Raw genomic sequence first — 24320 nt, 5'->3', positions numbered from 1 at the left:
AGGTGGTCAACGTCGGTGTGCGGTGACCAGCCACGCGCGGGAGTCGAACCAGACGCCGTCGCCGGTGTCGTGTGCGTCGAGAGTCGCGTGAAGCCGGTCGAGTGCGCGCTCGGCGGACGGGGCATCCAGATCGGTGAGCCATTCCTTCGCCATCCGGAGCTGGAGTACGCCGGCGAGCGCGCGCTCGGTGTTCGGGCCGTAGTACACGGGCTCGCGTACGTCGGCGACGTCGACCGCTGTGAAGCCAGCCGTGGTCAGTGCGTCGGCCACGACGTGCGGATCGGCCAGTGTGAACGGGTCGTCGGCCTTTGGGACCGACAGCGAGGGCGGATGCCCGGGAGAGAGCGCTGCCCGGATCGCGGCATGCCAGTCCTGAAGGTCGGCGGCCTGCCAGACCAGCTGCACCAAGCGCGCACCCGGACGCAGCGCATGTCCGATGTTGGCGAACGCGAGGGCCGGGTCGGAGAAGAACATCGTGCCGAACCGGCTCATGGCCAGACTGAACTCCTCCGGCGCAAAGGCATGGGTCTGGGCGTCGGCCTGCACGAAACCGGTATTGCGGAGCCCTTCCCTCTCGGCCTGTTGACGGGCCCGCGCCAGCATCGGGCCCGAGACGTCGATGCCGAGCGCAGCACCCGGTGCCGCGGCTCTGGCCGCGTCCCTGGTGGTCTGGCCGGTGCCACAGCCGATGTCGAGGACACGATCGCCGGGTCGGATGTCGAGGGCCTGCCGCAGCCGCTCGTGATAGCGGGCCAGCTCCGAGTCGTAGTCGAACAACACGACTGCCTCCTCACGCCGCGGGGCCGTCGCGGAGCACGCCCCGCACGGCGTCGAGCCCTACGCCCGGGTCGAACTCCGGCAGCCACCACGTCGCGCCGGCCTTCGCGTACGGCTCGGGGTCGATACCGAGCGGGAGACTGACGGCGATGTCGTACGAGGCCATCTGACCATGGCGCAGTGCGGTGAGGGTGGCGACGACCTCGGCGAGCTGGTCCGGGTGCTCGAGATTGGCAGGGAAGAAGCCGTCGAGCCGGGCGGCCCGGTGGACCGGTTTGAGGTTGCCCGGGAACCCGGCGGCCCACGCCGGTACGCCGGGCAGCTGGACCGGCCGCGGAAGGAACGTGATGTCCTCGACCGTGTAGTGCTCGCCGCGGTGGTGCACCGGCTCGCCGGACCAGGCGGCGGCCAGGATCGCCAAGGACTCGTCGAGCATCCTTCCGCGCAGTCGGTCGTCGAGTTGCTCCCCGGTCCTGGACAGTTCGCCGGCGAAGCGGTCGCTGCCGAGGCCGACGCCGAGGGTGAGGCGGCCCTCGCTGAGCCGATCCAGCGTCGCGGTCTCCCGGGCGACCTTGGCCGGCCGTCGGCGGGCGAGTGGCGTCACCATCGGGCCGAGCCGCAGCCGCTCGGTCGCGGTCGCGATCGCCGCCAGCGCGATCCAGGGGTCGGCGACCTGTCGGACCGGTGCCCGCCAGCACAGCTGATCCCACACGAAGCAGCCGTCCCACCCGGCTTCCTCCGCGTCGGCGGCGAGGCGTGCGACCACTCGCGGGTCGGCGAGGTCGTCGAAGAGCGGCAGCCAGAGTGCCGAGCGCAGCCGCTTCATGAATGGCCTCCCTGCGTGTGCCGCACCAGGGCCGACACGAAGTCGTCCCACACGGCCTTCGGCAGGTCATGTCCGGCCCCCTCCAGGACCAGCAGCTCCGCACCGGGAACCGCGTCACGCAACGCCTTGCCGTGCGGCAGCGGCAGCAGCGGGTCGTGGTCGCCGTGCACCACGAGCGTCGGCGCCGCGATGTCGCCGAAACCTCCTCGCACCGGCCCGTCGAGCTCGATGGCGAAGTGGTTGACCAGAGTCGACGCGTAGTTCCTGGCGCGCGCCACGTCCTGTTCGACCAGGGTCCGGATCGCGGCCTCGTCGAAGTACGGTGAGCCACCGGCGTACGCCTTCGCGCCGGCGACCACGTACGCGACGACCGCGGCCGCGTCGGAGGTGTCCGGCTCGGCCGGCATGGCCAGGTCGCTCGACGGCGGCGGCAGGTCGTCGGCGCCGGTGGAGCTCGAGACGAACGTCAGTGACGCGACCCGATCGGGATGGTCCACCCCGAGGATGAGTCCGGTCCCGCCGAACATCGACTGACAGACCACATGGGCGCGCTCGATGCCCAGAGCGTCCTGGATGCCGAGCACGTCCTGGGTCAGGTCGGTGAACGAGTACGTCGGCCGTCCCGGCGGGTAGGAGGTCGAGCGACCGGTGTCCCGATGGTCGTACCGGACCACGAACCGGCCTTGGACGGCGATCCGTTCGCACAGCTCGGCGTCCCACCACAGCATCGAGGCGGCCGATCCGGCGACCAGCACGATCGCGGGGTGAGTGCGGTCCCCGAAGGTCTCGACACACAACTCGGCGCCGTCGATGTCGAGGAGCCGTTCGCCGTGAGATTCATGTGAGGTCATGTCTGGAACGCTAGGCCTCGAAAAGCATCGTGAAAAGCGATGATTTTCGATTGAATCAATCGCATACAACGATGGGTCTCGCTACGCTGGAACGCGTGATGAACGTCGAGCTGCGCCACCTGGCGGCGATGGCCGCCATCGTCGAGGAGGGCTCGTTCGGGAGGGCGGCCGCCCGTCTCGGGTACACCCAGTCGACGGTGAGCCAACAGGTGGCCGCGTTGGAGAAGGCCGTGGGCGGCCCGGTGTTCGACCGGCCGGGCGGTCCCAAGCCGGTGCGGCTCACTCCGTTGGGCTCCGTGGTCCTGGACCAGGGCCGCGAACTGCTGGCGAAGGCCGACGCGTTGGCCGATGCCGTGGACCGGTTCAAGGCGGGAGGCGGCCGGATCGACATCGGTACGTTCCAGAGCGTGTCCAATGTGATCCTGCCGTCGGTCGTACGACGGCTGCGGGACGACTACCCCGGCTGCGACATCAGGTTGTCCGAGGAGGAGCCGGAGCAGCCGCAGATCGGCGACCTCGATCTGCTGTTCTACGACGGCCGCATCGACGGCGATGTCGAGCGGCTCAAGCTGCTCGACGACCCGTACCTGCTGGTGGCAGGCGCCGGCACCTTCCCCGAGGGCCCGGTCCCGCTGGAGCGGCTCGACGGGGAGCCGATGGTGGCCTGGCCGCTGACCTGCGACCAGCCCGAGATGGAGCAGGCGGTCGCCCGAAGCGGCGCCCGTCCGCGCGTCGTGTTTCGCACCGCGGTCAACGACACCCTGTTGTCGATGGTGCGAGCCGGCCTGGGATCGGCGGTGCTGCCCTGGCTCGCCATCCACGGCGCCGACGTCCCGTCCGACCACAGGCTCCGCGTCCATGAGCTGCAGCCGTCCCTGCCGCCACGGGAGATCTACCTGCACTGGCGGGCCGGACGTACCCACTCACCACTCGCCGGCCGAGCCGTCGAGATCGCCGTCGCGGTCGCTGCGGAACTCGCACCGCCGCCGACCGGTACCTGACCCCCTCCGGCTCGGCCCTTGCTGTCAGAGGAAGTCCGGGCACTCCTCGGCGAAGCCCTCCGAGACGGGCTGCCACGCGCCGTGGTCCTCCCGCACGCTCAGGCGGTCCGCTTCCCTCGCGGTCTCGATGAGCTGAGCGGTGGTCAAGGGGACGGCCGCCGCGAAGACCCGCCCGAGGTGGTGGCAGTGCAGCATCGGGCGGATTTCCTCCGAGTACGGCTCCTCGGCGACCGCGAAGAGATCAGGCAGCGTCCAGCCCAGCGGACCTGCTACGGCGGACAGTTGCTGTCGGCGGTGCGGACTCGGGTCGCAGCGCCACACCATTCCGTACAGCGTGCTGAGGGACAGTCCCATGAACGGCAGTTCGCGGATGCCGAAGCCGCGATTGCGGATCAGCGCACCGAGCACGGTGGCGAACCTGGTCTCGGCGGGACGGCGGCCTGGCCACGTCGGCTGCACGAATGGTCCCGGGGCGGTGACGCGAGGCAGCGAGCGGACGAAAGCCTCCAGCGCGGCGAGCCGCGAGTGGTCGCAGTGGCTGACGCGGTAGGCGAACTCTCTGAGGACCCTGGCGTCGCGCTCCGGCGGCAGGAGTTCCGACGGCACCGGATGGCCCGCGACAACGAGAAGGTCGGCGGCCGGTATGCCGAGTTCGGCGGCAAGTTCGGTGAGTCGCTGCGGGGCGGTGTCGGTTCCGCTCGCGGCGAGGCTGCTCAGGATGATGGCCCGTTCCATGGGGGGAAGGTAGCGGGCGGGTTGTAGGCGCTACGAGATCGGCGACGGGTGAGTGCAGCGGTGTGTCACACGGCGCGCTGCATGCACACCAGCTGATCCCGCTCGTCCCATGACTCGGTGACGGTGAAGCCGAAGCGTTCGTACAGGGCGATGGCCCCGGTCCGCCATTTCCACACCGACAGTCGCACGGTGCCCACGCCGCTTTCCGCAGCGTGCGCGAGCGCGGCGTCGAGCAGGCGGGACGCAATGCCCCGGCCCCGGAACGCCGGGTCCGTCCACAGTCTTTTGACCTCCGACTGCCCGTCTACGGGGGCGGTCACCACCAAACAGCCCACAGGGGTGTCCCCGCTCAGGGCGATCAGTACGTCATCGTTGCCGAACGCGGTCCGTGGGTTGGAGATCTCCGCCCGGTAGCGTTCCGGCAGCCCGTCCACGTCGGCAACGGCCTCGCCCTTCTCGGCCTCCGTCCGCAGGTGGTAGGACGCCAGCAATGCGGCCAGGCCGTCCTCGACGGAAGCGGCCCGGTCCGGGTAGCGGACGATGGCAATCTCGCCTTGATCGGTCATGGCGCCAGCATCACACGTGGGTCAGAGCCGTCTACTCTGCCGCCACGATGCGCTCCACCGCGGCCATCACCAGTTGCTCACGCTCTGCTTCCGTGAAGACGTCCGGCAGGGTGAGCTGCTCGACGATCAGCCAGTTCAGCGTCAGCATGAGCAGCTTGACGGCGGTGGCGTCGCCGGGAAGCCCGGAAGCCTCGTGATAGGCGATGTTGCCCTCGACGTCGGCCCGGACCCGCTCGGTGAGGACTTTGCGCAGTTGGGGGCGGCGGGTGGCCTCGAGGCGGAGTTCCAGCAGAGCGAGGTAACCGGTGCGGAAGGAGGCGATGCGGCCGACGAGCTCGCGCATCAGCTCGACGTAGGTCTCCCGGTCGCGGCCGGCCGCCTGGTGGCGGGCAATGGTGGCCTCGTCGGGCTGGAGTCGCTCGTAGACGCGGGCGCCGGCCTGGGTGAACAGGTCGTCGCGGTTGGCGAAGTAGTTGGAGGCCGTGCCGGCGGGGACGGTTGCCGCGGCGTCCACGGCCCGGAAAGTCAGGCCGCGTGCGCCTTCGCGGGCCAGTACCTCGATCGCCGCGTCGACGAGGGCCGCACGCCGTTGGTCGTTGCGTCGCACCATTGACACCACTCCAGATGTAGTACTACGTTCAAACCACTATAGATAGAGTACTACGTGTGGGGGATCGCAGTGCGAAAGCTCGTGTACTACATCGGCGTCTCGCTCGACGGCCGCATCGCCGGTCCCACCGACGAGTTCGACTTCTTTCCGCAGGGCGACGAAGAGCAGGCCGCCGCCTACGCGGCCTGGATGAACGCGCTGTACCCCGACACCGTCCCGACCGCATACCGCGCTGCCGTCGGCGTCGCCGACATGCCCAACCGCCGCTTCGACACGGTCGTCATGGGCCGCGGTACATACCGCCTCTCCCTCGACCACGGGATCACCAACCCGTACGCGCACCTGCGCCAGTACGTCGTGTCCAGCACCCTCGAGTCGGACACGGACCCAGCCGTCACCGTCGTGCCGAGCGACCCGCTCGCTATCGTCCGCGAGCTCAAGGGCGAAGTGGGCGCTGGCCTGGATGTCTGGCTCTGCGGAGGCGGCCGGCTCGCGGGCAGCCTGTTACCCGAGATCGACGAATTGCTGATCAAGACCTATCCGGTCGTTGCCGGTACCGGCATCTCGCTGTTCGACGGCGCTTTCGCCCCCACCTTCTTCGACGTCGCAGAGCGCACCGCCTTCCCCAACGGGGTCACTCTCACCCGCCTCACCCGCCGCCAGTTCGTTTGAGGCTTCCGTGAACCGCCACACACTGCCGACGGGTCCAACCTGCCGACGCCTGCAGGCGGTTGACGGGCAATCAGGCAACCGCAGCAGCGGCGGGGAGCGGCCTGCCGAGTCGCTCACACCTGCTGACTTCTTGAGTCATCGGCCGCGGAAAGCCGTGTGCGTACGGGATCTCGTCCGTGTCACGATGGCGGCGGGAAGCGAGGTCTCGTGGACGAGTTGGGGCGATTCCGTCGGGCTGCGGTGGCGTGGGCGGCAGGCGGGGCAGGGGCGGATGAAGCCGCCGCGGCGGCCAGGGAACTGGCCGGCGGCGTGCGGACGATCGTCCTCGTCGAGGGGAACAGCGATCAGGTCGCGCTGGAAGCGCTGGCCACGCGCCACGGCCGCGACCTGGATGCGGAGGGCGTCGCGGTCGTACCGCTGGGAGGTGCGACGAACATCGGGCGCTTCCTGGACGTGTGCGGTCCCACGGGGCTCGGACTGCCGCTGGCCGGTCTCTGCGACATCGGCGAGGAACGGCACTTCCGGCGTCATCTGGGACGGGTCGGGCTCGGCTCCGGTCTCTCGCAGGCCGGGCTGGAGGCGCTCGGGTTCCACGTGTGCGTCGCCGACCTGGAGGACGAGTTGATCCGTGCTCTCGGGGCCGAGGGCGTGCGTCAGGTGATCGAGGCCCAGGGCGAGACGCGCCCCTTCCACACCTTCCAGGGGCAGCCGGCACAGCGGGAACGGCCCGTGGAGCACCAGCTACGGCGCTTCATGGGTACACACAGCGGCCGTAAGGCCCTCTACGCGCAGGCACTTGTCGCGCACCTGGACCTCGAACGGGTCCCCCGGCCGCTGGACCGCCTCCTCGCGCACGTCTGATCCGGCCGGACCCGTCCGGTGGTGCCGCTCGCGCCGGTCACCTGCGCTCCAGCGCGGCCAGCCGCATCTCAAGCTGGTCGATGCAGGGTGTCTCGTCCAGTTGCTCGAAGAGCTCCAGCTCGGATTAACCCGATCAGTAGGGTCCGTACCGCGGTGCCGGCGTCACTGGAAGGATCGCAGGAGTCGCGCCCAGCCCGTGGCCGACCGGCGCACCGGTCGCCAGCCACCACCTGCTCGAGGCGATGCTGCGGGCGGAGAACAGCATGGCGGCCAGGGTGCTGCCCGAACTCGGGGTCGCCCCGGACACCAACTGCTCCTGGAGATCCAGCGCGTGTTGGAGCCGGAATCCGACAGCGAGGGCGGATCCGCCGCGAGCAACGCGGCCGAGGCGGTGCACACCGTGCTCGCGCCCCGGCTCCGCCGGTGGGCCGGCTGACGGCCATGACGCCTTCGCCGGAGCGGGTCAGGGAGTGAGCTCCTGGTGGCCTATGACGGAGAGCAGTTCCAGCAGGCGGACGAACTCAGGGCTGCGTTCCTGGAGTTCGGCGAGGATGCGGGCAGCGTTGACTGGACGCGATCGCCTCCGTCCTCAGCAGCCCCGGGGCACGCCCGAGCCCACCGGCGCCGAACCAGGGTCGCTGTAACTCAAGCTGCACCAGACGGAGTTGGTTCCTGGTGACAAAGGTGTCGGCCGGCGCTGCGATGTTGTGAGCAAGGGTCGGTGGGGCCGGTTTCGCGGTCCTACCGTCCCAGCATGAACACGAGTCGCAGCAGAGTAATGACCCTTGGGGCGCCGCGGAGTGTCGCGCTGGCGGTGCTGCTGACCGTCGGGGCGTTCACCGGGGCCGCCCCGGAAGCCCGGGGCGAGGACGCGCGGACCGAGACGGCCGTGGTGTCGACGAGTCCGGTCGGTGGTGTGACCGAGACGTTGGTGCGGGTGAGGGCGCCGCTGCCGGCGTCGTTCGGGGCGCGGCCGGCGGCGTGCGACTGGCTGTCGTATCTGCGTTACCGGGCCGCCGACGGACCGGCCGACTCGGCCGACGCCGACCGGATCCTCGTTGCCCAGCCGGGAATCCTGGAAGGCGCCGGAGCCTTCGACAGCGTCGCCCGCAACACCGTGGCCCGCGCCGCCGAAAAGGGGCGGCACATCGAGTTCTGGGCACTGGACCGGCGCTCCAACTGTCTGGAGGACCGCACCGGAGTGGCCTCCGGCGACCAACACACGGCCGTCGACTACTACTACCGGGACAAGCAGGTCGAGGGCCGCACCTTCGACGGTTACGTCGGCAACGGCGACCTGGGGTGGATGGCGAAACTCGGCATCGAGCGGACCGTCCGCGACCAGTACGACCTGCTCACCGCCGAGCTGCCCGACCAACAGCTGCGCAAGCAGAAGGTGTTGTGCGGCGGGCACTCGCTGGGTGGTGTGATCACCGGGTACTTCGCGACGGCCGACTTCGACGGAGACCGGGCCACCACGGCGGACGCCGGACACAACCAGTGCACCGGCTACTTCGCGCTCGACACCACCGTCTCCACCTCGCTCGCCGATCTGAGCGGCAGCATCCCGGACGACACCAACCTGCCGGACGTGGGCCTCGGTTACGGCGTGGTCCAGGCCGGGCTCGACAGCGGAGTGCTGTCCCGCACACTGTCCGCACCGGTGCTTCTCAACCCGGAGACGATGACCCTGCTGGCCATCACCGGCATGGGCGCGCTGCAGGATCCGGACGGCGAGACCGATCTGCCGCGCTATCTGCCCGCCAACACCAACATCGAGGTGACCAACCGCTTCCTGTTCTCCGAGGACACCGCCACCTTCCTCGGCGGATCCCCCGCGGTGAAGGACTTCCGGCTCACCAACGAGGCGATCCTCGGCGCGCTGATGGACGATCACTCCGTACCGCTGGCGTTCCTTCAGAGCAGCGTGGGCTTCTTCGACGGCGGGCCCGTCGTCGACAAGAACTTCCCCGTCGCCAACGGAAGCGAGGAACAACCGGCGCTGTTCGGCAGCGAGTACAAGGCCATCCCCGACCAGCCGGGCGGGCCGCTCTACACCTGGCGGAACTACGACCGCGTCGGCGACCCCGACGACCCCGGGTACCGGTCGGCCGACGGGACTCCGTTCACCGACGCGGGCAAGGAGGTCACCGACATCAGGGAACTGGCCCGCAGCATGGCCGAGCAGCCGCTGGACTTCACCGAGCAGTACTTCCCGACCAAGCTGGTCACCGACCTCCAACTGGCCACTTCACCCCAGGTGAAGCGCCTCGTCGTCCATCCGGACGGGCTCACCGCCAACCCGACGCTCACCGTGCTCGCGGGCGACGGACTGCTGGCGGGCCGCGTCCCGACGGACCTGGACCCCGTGGTCGCCGACGGCTACCAGCACCTCGACGTGCTGACCGCCGCGCCCACCCAGAACAACGGCCGTCCCGAACCCGTCTCCACGAACCTGACGGAGTTCGCGCGGGACCCCGGCCAGGGAGGCCAGTCGGTCGCGGTCAAGGGGTGGATCGTGCAAGGCCCGTGATCCAGGCCGCCGTTGCCGTTCCGTTATCGGCTGGTCCAGGCCCGGTCACAAGCCGGTTGGAGCCTCGTAGGGCGTGATCGTTTCCGTGACGCCCGAGACGAGAGACAGGCAATGCGCATACCCACACCCCCCAACAGACACTTACGTACGGCGGCCCCGCCGGCGGTGACGGTTATGGCCGTCGTACTGGCCGCGACCGTGGTTCCCGGCGTGGGCCGGGCCGCCGCGGCCTCCCCGGACTCTTCGGAGCGCGGGAAAGGCATCCGGACGGTGACGCTGATCACCGGTGACCGGGTGACGGTCGCCAAGGACGGCTCGGTCACCGGGATCGAGCGGGCCGAGGGACGCGAGGGCGCTTCGTTCTCGGTCCGGAAGGTCGACGGGCACACCTACGTCACGCCCGGCGACGCGGCACTGCCGGTGGCCCAAGGCAAGCTGGACCGGCGGCTGTTCGACATCACCCAGCTGCTCGCATACGGATACGACGACGAGAGCCGGTCGGACCTGCCGCTGATCGTGACCTACGGCGGGGACGAGACACCCGCCGCGAGCGCCTTCCGTGACGCTCGGGCCCGTGTGAGCCAGACGCTGGACAGCGTCAACGGCGTCGCGTTGCGGGCCGACAGGCGCGGTGGTTCCGCGTTCTGGGACACCTTCACCGACGGTGGCGAAGGCGGCGGGGGCACCGCGCGGCTGGCCGGCTCACCGGCGGTGAAGAAGATCGAGAAGGTCTGGCTGGACGGCAAGCGTCAGGCGGACCTGGACCGGAGCGTGCCCCAGATCGGTGCGCCGACGGCGTGGGAGGCCGGGTTCGACGGGACGGGCGTCAAGGTCGCCGTGCTGGACACCGGCGTCGACGAGACCCACCCCGACCTCGCGGGCCAGGAGATCACCGAACGCAACTTCTCCGACTCCGAGGACAGTGTGGACCGCAACGGTCACGGCACCTATGTGGCCTCCACCATCGCCGGTACGGGTGCCAAGTCGCAGGGCAGGTACAAGGGTGTCGCGCCCGGCGCGCGCATCCTCGCCGGCAAGGTCCTGGACGACGCGGGCTTCGGCTGGGACTCCGACATCATCGCGGGCATGGAGTGGGCGGTCGCCGAAGGCGCCGATGTCGTCAACATGAGCAAGGCAACCGACTGTCGCTCAAGCACCCCGCCGAGCCGGGCACCGTCTCGCTGCGGGCCGAGCTGACCGACCGTGACGGCAACACCCTGGTCCAGACCGTCGAGCGGGCCTACCTCACCGTCCGGTAGGTCAAGGACGCCACGGCGTGCCCGGGATCCGTCTCCCGGGCACGCCGTGCGGAATTCACACCTTGGTCGCGGCGAAGGTGGCCGCCGCGTCTGCGTTCGCGGTGTAGCCGAGGTGGGCGCCCACGTCGTCACCGCCGTTCTCGCAGACCGGGTCGCCGGCCGCGCAGAAGTCGATGGTGCGGCTCTGGTAGGTGCCGGTGACGCTCTTGCCGATGGCGCGGATCGGGTTGCCGAACAGCAGCACCGCGGCGACCTTCGGTTCGAGCGCCGTGGGGATCGTGGCCACGATGGGGCTGCCGACGACCGCGCCGGCGCTGCTGATGCCGATGGAGTTGTCGACGACGTTCGCGCCCTGCGAATAGCCGACGAGAATGAAACGCTGGTTCGGGCAGGAAGCGGCCTGGCTCCTGACATGGTTCACCAGGTCCGTGTTGCCCTGCGCGGCCGAGGTGAGGGAAAGGTCCGCGGGATAGTTCACCTTGTAGCTGGACAGTGATTTGCCGGTGATTTTCTTCTGCAGCGCGGAATACACCGGGTCGCCGACGATGAAGCCCAGTGTGCCGGGTTCGAACGTGCCGCGAGCCGCGACGACGTCGATGTCCGTGCAGGCAGCGGCGGTGGCCGTGGGGGCCGAGACGGTGGCCAGTCCGGCCCCGCCGGCCAGCGAGAGAGCGGCGAGACACAAGCGGATACGCATGGGGATCCTTTGAGGGTGGGGCGCGTGGAGCGCCTGTGGAAAGGACGTCCCGAACGTATTCGCGTTGTCGGACCGGGTGTGATGGACGGGAATTCAGGAATTCCTTGTCTTTTTGTGCCGAGGTGAGTAAGGGTTTCTCAGTGACATGATCTCGTGAGGGGCTCGACCCAGGTAATCCCGCGAGTCGCGATGAGTTTGGCGGCCTCCGGCAGTCGTACGGTGAAACCCTGCTTCCCAGGAGGACATGTGACGCGCAGCGTGACTTATTCGATGAACGTCTCACTCGACGGATACATCGTCGGGCCGGACGGCAGCTTCGACTGGTCGGCGCCCGACCCGGATGTCTTTCGCTTCTGGATCGACGAGATCCGGGAGGTCGGCGTCCATCTGATGGGGCGGCGGCTGTACGAGACGATGCTGTACTGGGAGACCGCCAACCAGGACGGGTCGCTCGACGAGGCCGAGCTCGAGTGGGCCGCGCTCTGGAATCCGCTGCCCAAGGTGGTGTTCTCCACCACGCTGTCGGAGGTGCAGGGCCATGCCCGCCTGGCCTCCGGCGGCGTCGCGGAGGAGATCGAGCGACTGCGCGCCGAGCCGGGGGAGGGCGACATCGCGATCGGCGGCGCGACTCTCGCCGCCGAGGCGGCCGCGGCGGGGCTGATCGACGAGTACCGGGCCGTGGTCTACCCGGTGCTGGTCGGCGGTGGCATCCCGTTCTTTCCCCGGGACGAGCGCCGGGTGGATCTCGAACTCGTCGAGACCCGCACCTTCAACGAGAAATTCGTCTACCTCCGCCACCGCGTGGTGCGTCAGCCGACCGATCGCTGAGAGGGCGTCAGCCGGCTTACCTAGGCGGTGAACGTGGCGTCGTCCCGCAGTGCCTCCGCACGCAGGGCGAGGATCAGGTCCAGGCGGGCGCCCGGGTCGTGCAGGGCGTCGCCGAAGAGCTTCTCCAACTGCCGCAGGCGGTAACGCACCGTCTGCGGGTGGACGTGGAGGCGGGCGGCGACGTCGGGCACGTTGCTGCCGCTCAGCAGCCACGCCAGGAGCGTCTCGGCGAGCCGGCCGCGCGGCCCCTCCGCGACCGCGTCCAGCGGTCTCAGCACCCGCAACTGGAGCTGGGCGAGCATCGGTTCGTCGGCGTGCAGCAGCAGCGTCGACAGATGGTCGGCGCAGCGCACCACGCCCTGCCGGGGGAGGATGCCGCGCCCCATCAGACCGAGGGCCCGGGTCGCCCAGTGCAGCGAACGGGCGGCCTCGTCGAGCGGGACCGTCGGTCCGATCGCGGCGGGCCGGCCGCGCAGCGCGAGCGTGAACGCCCGGCCGCCGAAACGGCCGGAACCGTCCGGGTCGGGCACCAGCATCCGCGGCGGCCGGGAGTCCATGTCCACCAGCGCCCCCGCGGCTGCCAACGGCCGATCCGCCTCCCGCTGGTCCGGGGACGACGCGAGCGCGACCACCGCGACCTGTCTCGGCACCGACCACCGGGCGCCGTGCGCCAGATCCTGCACCGCCTCCGGGGCCACCGGCCCCTCGCCCAGCAGCAGGTCGAGCAGCCGTCGGCGACGCCGCTCCAGCTCGTCCGTGCTGCGCAGCCGTGCCTCCGCGTATCCGGCGGCGGCCGCCTCGGCGACCTCGTGCACCGTCTGGAAAGCGAGTTCACCCAGAGTGGAGACCACCGAGGAGTCCAGTCCGAGTTCCTCCGCGGTACGGCCCATCAGCCGCCAGGCGTGCAGACCGCCGATCCGTAACGCGGACTGCAACGCGTCCAGACCACGCCCTTCCATGGCCTCGCCGCGCCCGAGTTCGTAGTACGTGGCGGTGATGGCGGCGCCCTGGCCGTGCGGATCGGCGATGTGGTCGACGAACAGGGTCAGTGCCTGTACGACCCCGGATCTCAGGTGCGTGCCGTACGTTCCCGGCCGGGCGTACTCCGGGACCTGTCTGCGTACCTCCTCCTCCACCTCGTCGGCGACGGCCTCCAACTGGTCGCGCAGCACCTTGGCCAATTCGGGGGGCACCGGGGCGGCGCGCGGGCCGTCCGGTACGCCGGGCGGCGGTGTGGGGGCAGCCACGGCGGACCCTCCTTTCACCCGGAAGCGGCTCACCCGTGGGCTGGTGCCCGTGGGGCGAGGGACAAGTCCTGGGTTGGACGTACGTCCCCTGCGCTCCGTTCCGTGCCCCGACGGCACCGGCCTCACGCCGGCACCCCCAGGGCACCGGCGAGCATCGGCCATGATGCGCCGAACTCCCGCTTCCAGTAGGTCCAGCTGTGCCCGCCTCCCGCGTAGTAGTGAGTCGTCACCGGGACGCGCAGCCACGCGAGGGTGTCGGTGAAGGCGTGCGCCGACGGCCACAGCGCGCTCTCCAGCGCCTCCGGCAGCCAGTCGCCGCTCCCGCCCACCACCCCGCTGCCGCTGGACACGTACAGCGCGGTGCCGCGCAGCCCTGCCGCGCGTGCCCGCGGGTTGAAGTCCCGCCAGGTGAGCAGGTTCAGGATCGGGTTGCCCCACAGGGACAGCGGCGCCAGGTTCTCGCGGGCCACGATGGCGTCCATCAGGCTGGGCACGCCGGGGGCCGTGGTGTCGAGGATGCCGCTGTACGAGGCCGCCGCCGCGAACGTTCCCGGATGCCGCGCAGCGTGGGCCATCGCCCCATAGCCGCCGGTGGAGACCCCGGCGACGACCCGGACCGCGGACGCCCGGTAGTCCCGGGCCAGCAGCGCGGGGACCTCGGTGAGCTGGAAGGTCTCGTAGTCCGGGCCGTTGCGCCAGGCGGTGGGGATGCCGGTGGGCCCGGCGTCCGGCATCGCCACGATCAGCTCCCGCCCCTCCGTGAACGCCACGATGTCCGTCTCCCGGGTCCAGGACGTGTAGTCGTCGTGGGCACCGTGGAGGAGGTACAGCACGGGGTATGTGCGGCCCGGTTGTGTGGCGAACGAGGAGGGGAGCACAAGCCGCACCGGGGCGCTGCGGCCCAGGGCGGTGGAGGGAAGGGAGACATCGAAGGTGCGGGGGCCGAGCTGGGTGACGCTGGGAGCGGCGGCTGCCCGGCGTGTGGTCGCCGCGGCGGTGCCGGTGGCCGCGGCGGTGCCGGTGGCCGCGGCGCCGAAGAGGGCGGCCAGACCGGTGGCGGCGGCCGCTCTGGTGACGGCGCGTCGGGACATTCCGGCGGTGCCGGCGGACACTTCGGCGGTACCCCGGGACGATGCGGTGGTGCGGTCGGGCATAGCGGCTCTCCTCGGATCGGATTCAGTGGCGGTCCTTCGCGAGCTCCCACCGCAGATGGGCGGCGATCTCATCGACGTGCGGCGGGTCGAGGAGCGACAGATGGTGGCCCGTGACCCGGACGACGGACAGATCCGGGCACACCTCGTCCCAGCCGAGCGATGCGTCGTCCCGTTCGTACGCCGGGTCGCGCACGGTGTGCGGGGCCGGTTCGGTGGCCCGGTAGAGGACCACTGGCCCGTCGTAGCGGCCCGGCCGGTGGGCCTCGCCGATCCGCAGGTCCAGATAGGAGGACCGCTGGTGCTCGAGGGCGGCGCGCGGCAGGTCGGCCGCCTCGCGCAGGGTCCGCAGTACGGTGTCGATGCGCTCGCCGTCGTCCTGCTTCGCGACCAACTCGTCGTATGCCAGCCGTAGTTGGACACCGTAGGTCTCGGCGACATGGCGGGCGAAGCCGGTGAAGTGGGCGCGGATGCGGTCGGCCTCCGTGCCCTCCGTCCGAGGCAGCGGTCGTACGGAGTCGATGAGCACCACCAGCTCCACGTCCCGCCCGGCCTCCGTGAGCTGCCGCGCCGTCTCCTGTGCGACGAACCCGCCGAACGACCAACCGCCCAGCAGACAGGGCCCGTCGGGGTGCGCGGCGGCCACCGTCTCGGCGTACCGACGCGCCTTCTCGCCGACCGAACGGATCTCTGCGAGCCGCTCGAGCCCGTACACCGGCCGCTCCCCGCCGAGGCGTTCGACGAGGTGCCGGTAGACGTCGGTCGTGCCACCGGCGGCGTGGACGAGGAAGAGCGGGGGGTGAGAGCCCGTGAGGTGGAGGGGGTGGAGCGGGGGATGGGGGCCGGAGGTGAGCAGAGGTGGGAGCGGGGAGTGCTCGCTGGTCGGCTTTGTCGGGGGCGCGTGGACGCCTTCGGCCGCCGATGCGTTCCCCGGCAGCGCCTGTTGGATGCGGGTCGCCGTGTCCTCGACGGTGGTGGCGCCCAGCAGGTCGCGCAGGGGCAGTTCGATGTCGAACTCGCGTTCCAGGGCGGTGCGGATGCGGACGGCCATCAGGGAGTCCAGGCCCAGTTCGGCGAAGGCGGTGGTGGGGGTGATACGAGTCGGCGGGTGCCCGGTGACGGCGGCGATGTGGTGGCAGAGGCGGTCGGAGACCGAGGCGTCCTCCGCCACGCGACCCCTTTCCACCAGATGCCCGCCCGCCTCAGGCGCCACGCGGTCCCCCTTGGAGAGGTGGCCCCCTGCTGACCGCGTCCTCGCCGAACCCGTGGCCGAGCCCCCCGCCCGCCCGTCCGTCCACCAATGCCGCACGTGCCGCCAGCGAGGCAGGGGCAGGTCGATGACTCGGCCGGGCGGCAGCGGTAGGCGCAACCCGGCGGTGTGGAGGGTGCCGAGTTGTGTCAGGAAGTCGGCGGAGGCGTCGGCGTCGCGGTGGAGGGTGCCGAGGGCCAGGGCACCCGGCGCGTTGTCGGTGATGGCTCGGGTGAGAACGGGGTGGGGGGACAGTTCGACGAAGGCGGTGTGGCCGTCGGCGGCGGCCGCGGAGACGGCCTGGTCGAGGCGTACGGGCCGCCGCAGGTTCGCGACCCAATGTGCGGCGTCGAAGACACAGTCGCCTCGCGGGTCGTCCAACACGGTGGAGTAGACGGGGATTCGGGGGCGGCCACCTCGGATGTCCGCCAGGGAGTCGGCCAACTCCGCCAGCAGTGGCTCCACTTGAGGGGAGTGCCCCGCCCCGACCACGCGCATCGCACGCGCGGCCCGCCCTTCTCCCTCAAGCCGACGCACGAGCCGGGCCACCGCGGCCTCCTCCCCGGTGACCACCTTCTGGCGGGGGGAGGAATGCACGGCGACGTGGACACCGGGGAAGTCCCGTTCCAGAGCGTCGAGTTCGCCGTCGTCGAGGTCGACCACCGCCATCGCCCCACCGCGCAGTCCGCTGAGCAGCCGGGCCCGTACGGCGACGACGCGTGCCGCGTCCGACACCTCCAGCGCGCCCGCGCACACCGCGGCGGCCACCTCGCCCAGGGAGTGGCCGATGACGGCGACCGGCTCGACGCCGTGCGCCCGCCACAGCTCGGCGAGAGCCAACTGGACTCCGAAGAGCACGGGTTGAGCGATCTCCAGCCGGTCGAGGCCGCCGCCGGAAGCCAGGTGGTCGCAGAGGGAGAACCCGCACTCGGGGGCCAGCTGCGCGTCCAGTTTCTCCACGGCCGCGGCGAAGTCGGGTTCCTCGTCCAACAACCGCCGCCCCATGCCGGCCCACTGGCTGCCGTACCCGGAGAACACCCACACCGGGCCGCGCCCGACGAGATCCCGGTCACCCGTCATGACCCGCGCGTGCGGTCGTCCTGCCGCCAACGCGCCCAACCCGTCGGCCAGTTCGGCTCGGTCACCGGCGACGATCGCGGCTCGCACCGAGCCCCGCCCTGTCCGTCCGGCGAGCGTGCGGGCCAGGTCTGCGGGGTGCGTGGCGGCTGCCTCGGGCGTGCCGAGCCAGTCCGCCAGCCGGCCGGCGGTGTCACGGACGCGTGCGGTGTCGGCGTCGGACAGGAGGTGGAGGCGGGCAGGGGGTTCGTCGGCAGGGAGCGGGAGGAGGGCGCCGGGTCGCCATTCCTCCAGCACGGCGTGGGCGTTGGTGCCGCCGAACCCGAATCCGGAGACCCCGGCGGTGGCGGTACCGCCGTACCGGGGCCATGGCTCGGCCTCGGTCACGACTCGCAGTCGTACGTCGTCGTCCAGGGCGCTGCCTTCGGCACAGTGCAGCGAGGGCGGGATCAGGTCGTGGTGGAGGGCGAGCACCGTCTTCACCAGGCCGGCGATGCCCGCGGCGGACTCCAGGTGACCGAGGTTGCCCTTGACCGAGCCCAGGAGCAGCGGCTGGTCGGGGTCGCGGCCCGTGCCGAGCACGGCGCCGAGCGCGCCCGCCTCGATGGGGTCGCCGAGCGGGGTGCCGGTGCCGTGTGCCTCGACGTGGTCGATGCGTGCGGGGGCGAGTCCGGCTCGCACGTAGGCGGTCGTCAAGAGGGCTTGCTGGGCGGCCGGGTTGGGGGCCAGGAGGCCGTTGGAGCGGCCGTCGGAGTTGACGGCGGTGGCGCGGATGACGGCCAGGACGCGGTCGCCGTCCCGCTCGGCGTCGGACAGCCGCTTCAGCAGCACCGCCGCGCAGCCCTCGCCGCGGCCGATGCCGTCGGCCGCCGCCGAGAACGGCTTGCACCGCCCGTCCGGCGCGAGCGCGCCCGCCCGCCGGAACGCGACGGTGACCGTGGGGGAGAGCAGCAGATTGACCCCCGCGGCGATCGCCCGGTCGCTCTCGCCCGTGCGCAGGCTGACACACGCGTGGTGCACGGCGACCAGCGATGACGAGCACGCGGTGTCGACGGCCATGCTCGGCCCGCGCGTGTCCAGGCAGTACGCCAGACGGCCCGCCGCCACGCTCAGCGCCCCGCCCGCCGGGGCCCACGGGTCGACGGCCTCCGGGTCGGCACCGGTGAGCTGGCCGTACTCGGGAGCCGAGACCCCGACGAAGACACCCGTAGCGGTACCGGCGAGGGACGCGGCCGGGACGGCGGCGTGGTCGAGGGTCTCCTGGACGACCTCCAGCAGGATCCGCTGCTGTGGGTCCATCACCGCGGCCTCGCGCGGTGTGATGTGGAAGAAGTCCGCGTCGAACCCGGCGATGTCGTCCAGGTAGCCGCCGTACGGGAGCGCGTCGGCGGGCGGGTACGGCGTGAAGTCCCGCCACCGGTCCTCCGGGACCCGCAGGATCGCGTCGACGCCCTCGCGCAGCAACCGCCAGTACTCGTCCGGGCCGTGCACACCCCCGGGCAGCCGGCAGCCGATCCCGACGACCGCGATCGGCTCGCCGGGCTCGGGTGCGGGAGCCGTGTGCGGGGAAGCCGCGCCCTCCGCCGGAGCGATGTCCGCCGCGGCACCGCACACACGCGCCACCAGCGCGTCGCCCGTGGACGCCTCCCACAGCAACGTCGCCGGCAGGTCGAGGCCCGTGGCCCGGGACAACTCCCCGGCCAGCACGACCGCGTCCCGCGAGGCCATCCCGAGATCCGCGAGCGGCTGGTCCATCGGCACGTCCCCGACCGCGATCCCGCTCCAGCCGGCCACCTGCTCGGCGATGAGCCGACGCAACGCGCGTTCTTCGCCCTCTCCTTCGGCGACCAGGCGGCGCAGGTTGCCTTCTCGCTCGCTCGCGCCCCTCATCCCGCGACCTCCGCCGCGTAGGCACCCGCCAGATAGCGCTCGCGGGTCAGCGCCCGGGACACCTTTCCGCTGGATGTACGGGGCACGGTGCCCGGCGGGACGAGAACCACGCCGGAGAGCCGCAGCCCGTGCCGGGCGGAGACGGCCGCGCGTACGGTCCGCACGAGGGCCGGTACGTCGATGTCGGAGAGGGGCACGGCCCGTGCGTGCTCCGCGACGACGACCACCCGTTCCCCGGAGCTGCCCGGTACGCCGAACGCGGCGAGCCGGTCGCGTCGTACGGCCGGATGGGCGTCCTGTGCCGTGGCCTCGACGTCCTGCGGGTAGTGGTTGCGTCCGTCGACGACGATGAGGTCCTTCAGCCGCCCGGTGACGATCAACTGCCCGTCCAGGACCGTCCCCAGATCGCCGGTGCGCAGCCACTTGCCCGGCCCGGCCGCGACATCGGCGAGTACGGCGCCGAAGACGCGCAGGGTCTGGGGCTCCTGGTTCCGGTATCCCCGCCCCACGTTGGGGCCCTGCACCCAGATCTCGCCGACCTCGCCCTCCGCCAGTGCCTCCCGCGACACCGGGTCGGCGATCCGCACGCGCTGGCCCGCCGGAGCTCCGCAGCCGGTCAGCAGTACGGCCCTCGGATCGTCGGGCCGCGCGGGCAGGGCCTTCCCGGTAGCCAGGGCGTCGCGGTCGAGCGCGAATCTGCGCAACGGCTGCCAGGGGCGGGCGGCACTGACGAACACGGTCGCCTCGGCCAGCCCGTAGGACGGACAGTGTGTCTCCGGGAGGAGTCCCTGGGCGGCGAACGCGGCGTGGAAACGGTCGGCCGTGCCGGCGCGGACCGGCTCGCTTCCGTTGATCAGGGCGAAGATGCCGTCCAGTCGCAGGTCGGCCTTCTGCGCCTCGGTGACCGTCGACGCGCAGTAGTCGTAGGCGAAGTTGGGCGCCGCGCTCAACGCGCGCGGGTGCGCGGCCAGCAGCCGTAGCCAGCGTACGGGTTCGTGCAGGAACGCCACTGGATCCATGAGTACGGACAACAGCCCTCGCACCACCGGTGCCGCGACACTCAGCACGAGTCCCATGTCGTGGTACAGCGGCAGCCAGCCCACACAGGTCACCGGATGCACGTCGGCACCGTAGGCGGACAGTGCCTGGCGGGCGTTGGCGACGACATTGGCATGGGTGATCTCCACACCCGCCGGGGTGCGGGTCGAGCCGGACGTGTACTGGAGGTACGCGACCGCGTCGGCGTCGAGGGTGCCGGGCTGCCAGTCGCCGCCGGCGGCGTCGGGGACTTGGTCCCCGGCGACGACCTTCACGTCCCGGCCCTCGCACAACTCGCGTACCTCGGCCAGGGCATGACTTGTCGTCACGACGACCGCCGGGCGTGCGTCGGCCAGTACTGCCGACAGCCGGTCGCCCTGTCCGGGCAGCCCGGGTGGATACAGCGGTACGGCGACCAGGCCGGCGGCCAGCGCCCCGAGAAAGGCGGTGATGTAGTCCGTCCCTTGGGGACACAGCACCGCGACACGCTCCCCGGGCTCCGCCTCAGCGGCGAGCCGGGCGGCCACGGCCCGCATCCGCAGGTCCAGTCGGCGCCAGGTCAGCGTGCGGTGGACGCCGCGCGAGTGCGGCGCGGGATGGTCGACGAAGGTGAACGCCCGGCGGTCGGGGGTGGTCTCGGCCCAGTGCCGGACGTACTCCGGCAGACTCCGGAACACGGGCGCGAGCGGGGGGCGGCGGCTGTCCATCGGGCATGGGCTCCTCACGTCGCGGGGACGGCTAGCGGTCAGAGCGGGATGTTGCCGTGGCGGCGTTCCGGCATCGGTGCCCGCTTGCCGCGCAGGGCGCGCAGAGCACGGCAGATGTGGGCGCGGGTGTCGCGCGGGGCGATGACGGCATCGATGTAGCCGCGCTCGGCAGCGAGGTACGGGGTGCCGTACGTGCTCTCGTACGCGGTGACGAGACGGGCGCGCAACGCCTCGGGGTCGGCCGCGGCGGCGAGTTCACGGCGATGCAGGACGCCCACCGCGCCCTCGGCGCCCATGACGGCGATGCGGGCGGTGGGCCAGGCGAGGTTGATGTCGGCGCCCAGGTGCTTGGAGCCCATCACCGCGTACCCGCCGCCGTACGCCTTGCGCACCACCACCGTGACCTTGGGGACGGTCGCCTCGGCGTACGCGTACAGGAGTTTGGCGCCGCGCCGGATGATGCCGGCCTGCTCCTGGCGGACTCCGGAGAGATAGCCCGGGACGTCGGCGAAGGTCAGCAGGGGGATGCCGAACGCGTCGCAGAACCGTACGAACCGTGCGGCCTTCTCGGAGGCGTCGATGTCGAGGACCCCGGCGGCGTGCAGCGGCTGGTTGGCGACGACTCCGACGGCACCGCCGTCGACGAGGGCCAGCGCGCAGATGATGTTCGGCGCGAACAGCTCCTGCACCTCCAGGAGTTCGCCGTCGTCGACGACCGCGCGCAGGATGTCGCGCATGTCGTAGGCCTGCCCGAGCCGGTCCGGCACCACCGTGTCGAGGCACAGCCCGGCGGGTGCGGCCCCCGGCGCGTACTGCGGGGGCCGGTCCAGGTTGTTGGCGGGCAGGTACGACAGCAGGTCGCGCACGGTGTCGAGGGCGTTCACCTCGTCGGCGGCGAGGAAGTGGGCGTTGCCGTTGAGGGTGTTGCTGGTGCGGGCGCCGCCCAGTTCCTCGGCGCTGGTGCGTTCGCCGGTGACCGTCTCGATGACGTCGGGACCGGTGACGAACATGTGCGAGGCACCGTCCACCATCACGGTGAAGTCGGTGATGGCCGGTGAGTACGCGGCCCCGCCGGCGCACGGGCCCAGGACGACCGAGATCTGCGGGATCACCCCGGACGCCTGTACGTTGCGGCGCACCAGCTCGGCGTAGAGGGCGAGCGAGGTGACACCCTCCTGGATACGGGCGCCACCGCCGTCGTTGAGGCCGATGACCGGACAGCCGGTCTTCAGAGCGAGGTCCATCAGCGCGAGCGTCTTCTGCCCGAAGGCCTCGCCCATGCTGCCGCCGAAGACCGTGGCGTCCTGCGCGAAGACACAGACGGCTCGGTTGTCGATCGTGCCGTACCCGGTGATCACCCCGTCGCCGTACGGGCGCCCGGTGCCGTCACCGGTGGGCCGGGCGCGTACGAACAGGCCCGTCTCGGTGAACGAGCCCGCGTCCAGCAGCAGATCGATCCGCTCCCGGGCGCCGTACTCCCCACGTCTCCTGGGCCCGTGCGCGGTGACCGCTCGCATTCGGCGGCTCTCCAGTGCGGTGATGCGATCGACGGTTCGGTCCGCGGATCGTTCGGCGATCGGGTCGGGCACCCGGTCGGCCTCCCTCTCCACCACCGGCCTCGCCCTGAATGTCTCCACCTCAAGTGTCATGGCCACCTCCGAAGTGGCTACCGAATATGGCAGCGCCGCGGGGGCGGACCGCGTCAATCGGCCTTCTGTTTGGGGGAGATGAGTCCCGCGGGGCCGTGGATAGTCCGTGGGTGACAAGGGCGGGGGCGGGACGGGGGCGTCCCGCGGAACATCGAGGCGGACGGCGTGGGCGTACCGGCAGCGCGATCACCTGGTGCGCTGCCGCCGACCGGATGGGTCTTCGGGCCGGTCCGGCATGGTGTCGGGCGAATGGCGTGAGGGGCCCGGATGCTGATGGCCCGCGAACCAGGAGAGGCCGTGGTCGATCCCAGTCCTGAAGAAGTCCCGGCGCCGGCCGCCACCGGACCGGGCCGTGACGTTCCCGGTCAGGCGGGGGTCATCGGCATCGGCCTGGCCGCGGTGCTGACGTTCGCCCTCGCTCAGGGGTCGTGGGAGTGGTTCGCCGCGTACATCGGGGTGACGCTGCTTGCGGTGATCTTCGCCTTCTGCCGGCCACCGACGTGGATGCCCGGTCTGCGGTCTGCGTACCTGTGGAGTCTGACGGCGTATTCGATGGTCGTGGGCCTGTGCGTCGCGATCGCGCTGGCTCCCGCGCTGCAGCGCTGGTCGTGGTTGTTTCCGATGCCTGGCACTCGTGACGGATGCTCTGAGCTGGGCAGGTACACGGGCATCCGGGCGCAGGCCGACATGGCGAACCTGGGCGGCCTCGACAGTGCCGCAGTCGCCTACGTGCGGGACGCCCGGAGTCATGCTGCCGTCGCCGACTGCCTGGCGGCCACGACGACCCGGTGGCTGCCGGTGTACGCGGGAGCGGCGGCCATGGTGACGGGGCTGGCCGTGTGGCTGCTCGACCGTGCCCGGGTGAGGAAGGAGGCGGCCACGGCAGGATGGCCGCCCGCCGAGCGGACCGGCACCGAGCGCTGAACGCCTTGCTGCGTGGCCCGTTTCCTTGGGGGACGGGAGACTCCGTCCCCCAAGGAAACCCGGGTCAGTTGCGGCCTGCGCGTCGGCGGCGCACGGCGGCCGCCAGCTCACCGAGGAGTTGCTCGGTCTCGCCCCAGCCGATTCGAGTCCGGACTTCGCGAGGAGGGCGATGGCGTCGCGGACGTCCTCGGGGCCGTGGTTCGGGCCGCCGCGTCCGCCCCGCAGGATGACGTGGCAGTCGGGATTTCCGCTGGTCGAGACGATGGAGGCGTGCCCTTGGTCGTCGATGCCGAAGAAGACGTGGTTGCCGGCCGAGGCCCGGCAACCGTCGATCGCCACCGTCACATCCCCGTCCGTCGCGTTCTTGAACCCGACGGGCATCGACAGACCCGAGGCGAGCTGACGGTGCACCTGGCTCTCCGGCGTGCGCGCGCCGATGGCACCCCATGTCACCGCGTCGGAGATGTACTGCGGGCCGGTCGGCTCCAGGAACTCACACCCCACCGGCAGTCCCGCGTCGAGCACGTCGAGCAGGACCTGACGGGCCATGCGCAACCCCAGCTCCACGTCATGGGTGCCGTCCAGGTGCGGGTCGTTGATCAGGCCCTTCCAACCGACGGTCGTACGCGGCTTCTCGAAGCACACGCGCATCACCACGCACAGGTCGTCACTGAGCGGGGTGACCGCTGCCGCCAGTCTGTGTGCGTAGTCCCTGGCTGCGGCCGGGTCGTGCACCGAGCACGGGCCGACGACCAGGAGGAGCCGATCGTCCTCACCGGTCAGCACCGCGTTGACGGCGCGGCGACTGCTCTCCACCAAGGCTGCGCGGGTCGAACCCAGTGGAAGCTCGCCGCGGAGGGCGGCAGGGGGGATGAGGGGCTGGAAGCCGGTGACGCGAAGATCGTTGGTCTGGGGTGAGGCGCCGGTCGGTGTGGTCATCGGGGAGGTTCCCGTCCTTGTACAAGGCGGGTCCGGTTCGGTTCGTGTCTTCCACACCCGGGCCGGCCCGCCGTAACGACGAAGGGCAGAGACGGTCCGTCTCTGCCCTGCTGGCTCCGGGTGAATGGTTGGTCAGCGCACGCGACCCCCGGCTCCACCCGGAGCCGGCGGAAAGCGCCAATACCAACGATTCACCGTAGACACACGCGCACAGTAGCGCTCCTTCGTGAGCC

Annotated in this window: 19 protein-coding genes and 1 pseudogene; 7 read left to right on the top strand and 13 right to left on the bottom strand. The window is 71.2% G+C overall.

What is annotated here, in order from left to right; all coding sequences use genetic code 11:
* Nucleotides 1-6: 6 nt before the first annotated feature.
* Genes OHU89_RS04820 through OHU89_RS04810 form a run of 3 tightly spaced genes read right to left on the bottom strand, consistent with a single transcriptional unit; the run spans nt 7 to nt 2454 of the window.
* Nucleotides 7-780, bottom strand: coding sequence for a methyltransferase domain-containing protein (locus OHU89_RS04820; RefSeq protein WP_405640102.1), 774 nt, complete (start codon nt 778-780; stop codon nt 7-9).
* A 10-nt stretch (nt 781-790) separates the two neighbouring features.
* Nucleotides 791-1603, bottom strand: a complete 813-nt coding sequence (locus tag OHU89_RS04815) for an LLM class flavin-dependent oxidoreductase (RefSeq protein WP_405640100.1) — start codon at nt 1601-1603, stop codon at nt 791-793.
* Complete coding sequence (locus tag OHU89_RS04810; protein ID WP_405640098.1) at nt 1600-2454, bottom strand: alpha/beta fold hydrolase; 855 nt, start codon at nt 2452-2454, stop codon at nt 1600-1602. The genes OHU89_RS04815 and OHU89_RS04810 overlap by 4 nt, the downstream gene beginning before the upstream one ends.
* A gap of 71 nt (nt 2455-2525) precedes the next feature.
* Here OHU89_RS04810 and OHU89_RS04805 point away from each other — a divergent pair, with 71 nt between their 5' ends.
* Nucleotides 2526-3455: a LysR family transcriptional regulator gene (locus OHU89_RS04805; RefSeq protein WP_405640096.1), complete on the top strand. Its 930-nt coding sequence runs from the start codon at nt 2526-2528 to the stop codon at nt 3453-3455.
* Between the two features lie 24 nt (nt 3456-3479).
* Here the strand turns inward: OHU89_RS04805 and OHU89_RS04800 are convergent, their stop codons facing one another.
* The 3 genes from OHU89_RS04800 to OHU89_RS04790 all read right to left on the bottom strand — a co-directional run bounded on the left by OHU89_RS04800 (nt 3480) and on the right by OHU89_RS04790 (nt 5366).
* Nucleotides 3480-4190, bottom strand: a complete 711-nt coding sequence (locus OHU89_RS04800) for a hypothetical protein (RefSeq protein WP_405640094.1) — start codon at nt 4188-4190, stop codon at nt 3480-3482.
* 65 nt (nt 4191-4255) lie between these two features.
* Nucleotides 4256-4756 carry a GNAT family N-acetyltransferase gene (locus OHU89_RS04795; RefSeq protein WP_405640092.1) on the bottom strand — a complete coding sequence of 167 codons (501 nt, stop codon included), beginning with the start codon at nt 4754-4756 and terminating at the stop codon, nt 4256-4258.
* Between the two features lie 31 nt (nt 4757-4787).
* On the bottom strand, nt 4788-5366 hold the full coding sequence (locus OHU89_RS04790) for a TetR/AcrR family transcriptional regulator (RefSeq protein ID WP_405640090.1): 579 nt from the start codon (nt 5364-5366) through the stop codon (nt 4788-4790).
* A gap of 69 nt (nt 5367-5435) precedes the next feature.
* Here OHU89_RS04790 and OHU89_RS04785 point away from each other — a divergent pair, with 69 nt between their 5' ends.
* From OHU89_RS04785 to OHU89_RS04770, 4 genes are all read left to right on the top strand, one after another.
* On the top strand, nt 5436-6038 hold the full coding sequence (locus OHU89_RS04785; protein WP_405640088.1) for a dihydrofolate reductase family protein: 603 nt from the start codon (nt 5436-5438) through the stop codon (nt 6036-6038).
* Nucleotides 6039-6245: 207 nt separating this feature from the next.
* The gene (locus tag OHU89_RS04780; RefSeq protein WP_405640086.1) at nt 6246-6899 is read left to right on the top strand and encodes a TOPRIM nucleotidyl transferase/hydrolase domain-containing protein; all 654 of its coding nucleotides are present in this window, start codon (nt 6246-6248) and stop codon (nt 6897-6899) included.
* A 754-nt stretch (nt 6900-7653) separates the two neighbouring features.
* A complete protein-coding gene (locus OHU89_RS04775) occupies nt 7654-9432 on the top strand; it encodes a hypothetical protein (protein WP_405640084.1) in 1779 nt (592 codons plus the stop codon).
* A gap of 174 nt (nt 9433-9606) precedes the next feature.
* Nucleotides 9607-10629: a S8 family serine peptidase gene (locus OHU89_RS04770; RefSeq protein WP_405640082.1), complete on the top strand. Its 1023-nt coding sequence runs from the start codon at nt 9607-9609 to the stop codon at nt 10627-10629.
* A 117-nt stretch (nt 10630-10746) separates the two neighbouring features.
* Here the strand turns inward: OHU89_RS04770 and OHU89_RS04765 are convergent, their stop codons facing one another.
* Nucleotides 10747-11388: a cutinase family protein gene (locus OHU89_RS04765; protein ID WP_405640080.1), complete on the bottom strand. Its 642-nt coding sequence runs from the start codon at nt 11386-11388 to the stop codon at nt 10747-10749.
* 246 nt (nt 11389-11634) lie between these two features.
* Here OHU89_RS04765 and OHU89_RS04760 point away from each other — a divergent pair, with 246 nt between their 5' ends.
* The gene (locus OHU89_RS04760; RefSeq protein ID WP_405640078.1) at nt 11635-12216 is read left to right on the top strand and encodes a dihydrofolate reductase family protein; all 582 of its coding nucleotides are present in this window, start codon (nt 11635-11637) and stop codon (nt 12214-12216) included.
* 20 nt (nt 12217-12236) lie between these two features.
* On the opposite strand, the gene OHU89_RS04755 is transcribed toward OHU89_RS04760, so the two are convergent.
* The 5 genes from OHU89_RS04755 to OHU89_RS04735 form a co-directional block, all read right to left on the bottom strand.
* Nucleotides 12237-13463, bottom strand: a complete 1227-nt coding sequence (locus OHU89_RS04755) for a PucR family transcriptional regulator (protein WP_405640076.1) — start codon at nt 13461-13463, stop codon at nt 12237-12239.
* A gap of 122 nt (nt 13464-13585) precedes the next feature.
* Nucleotides 13586-14617 (bottom strand): alpha/beta hydrolase, encoded by a 1032-nt coding sequence (locus tag OHU89_RS04750; RefSeq protein ID WP_405640074.1) that lies wholly within the window; start codon nt 14615-14617, stop codon nt 13586-13588.
* A 22-nt stretch (nt 14618-14639) separates the two neighbouring features.
* Nucleotides 14640-18830: an acyltransferase domain-containing protein gene (locus OHU89_RS04745; protein WP_405640072.1), complete on the bottom strand. Its 4191-nt coding sequence runs from the start codon at nt 18828-18830 to the stop codon at nt 14640-14642.
* Entirely contained in the window at nt 18827-20575 is a 1749-nt protein-coding gene (locus OHU89_RS04740; protein WP_405640070.1) for a fatty acyl-AMP ligase, read from the bottom strand. Before OHU89_RS04740 ends, OHU89_RS04745 begins: the two co-directional genes overlap by 4 nt.
* A gap of 38 nt (nt 20576-20613) precedes the next feature.
* A complete protein-coding gene (locus OHU89_RS04735; RefSeq protein ID WP_405654309.1) occupies nt 20614-22092 on the bottom strand; it encodes an acyl-CoA carboxylase subunit beta in 1479 nt (492 codons plus the stop codon).
* 429 nt (nt 22093-22521) lie between these two features.
* Here OHU89_RS04735 and OHU89_RS04730 point away from each other — a divergent pair, with 429 nt between their 5' ends.
* On the top strand, nt 22522-23148 hold the full coding sequence (locus OHU89_RS04730; RefSeq protein ID WP_405640068.1) for a hypothetical protein: 627 nt from the start codon (nt 22522-22524) through the stop codon (nt 23146-23148).
* A gap of 198 nt (nt 23149-23346) precedes the next feature.
* On the opposite strand, the pseudogene OHU89_RS04725 reads toward OHU89_RS04730, so the two are convergent.
* A pseudogene (locus OHU89_RS04725) lies at nt 23347-24087 on the bottom strand (3-deoxy-7-phosphoheptulonate synthase); the annotation flags it as partial.
* Nucleotides 24088-24320: the final 233 nt, after the last annotated feature.

It is taken from the genome of Streptomyces sp. NBC_00019, from assembly GCF_045041015.1.
Lineage (GTDB): Bacteria > Actinomycetota > Actinomycetes > Streptomycetales > Streptomycetaceae > Streptomyces.
This window is presented reverse-complemented; position numbering and strand designations above follow the sequence as displayed.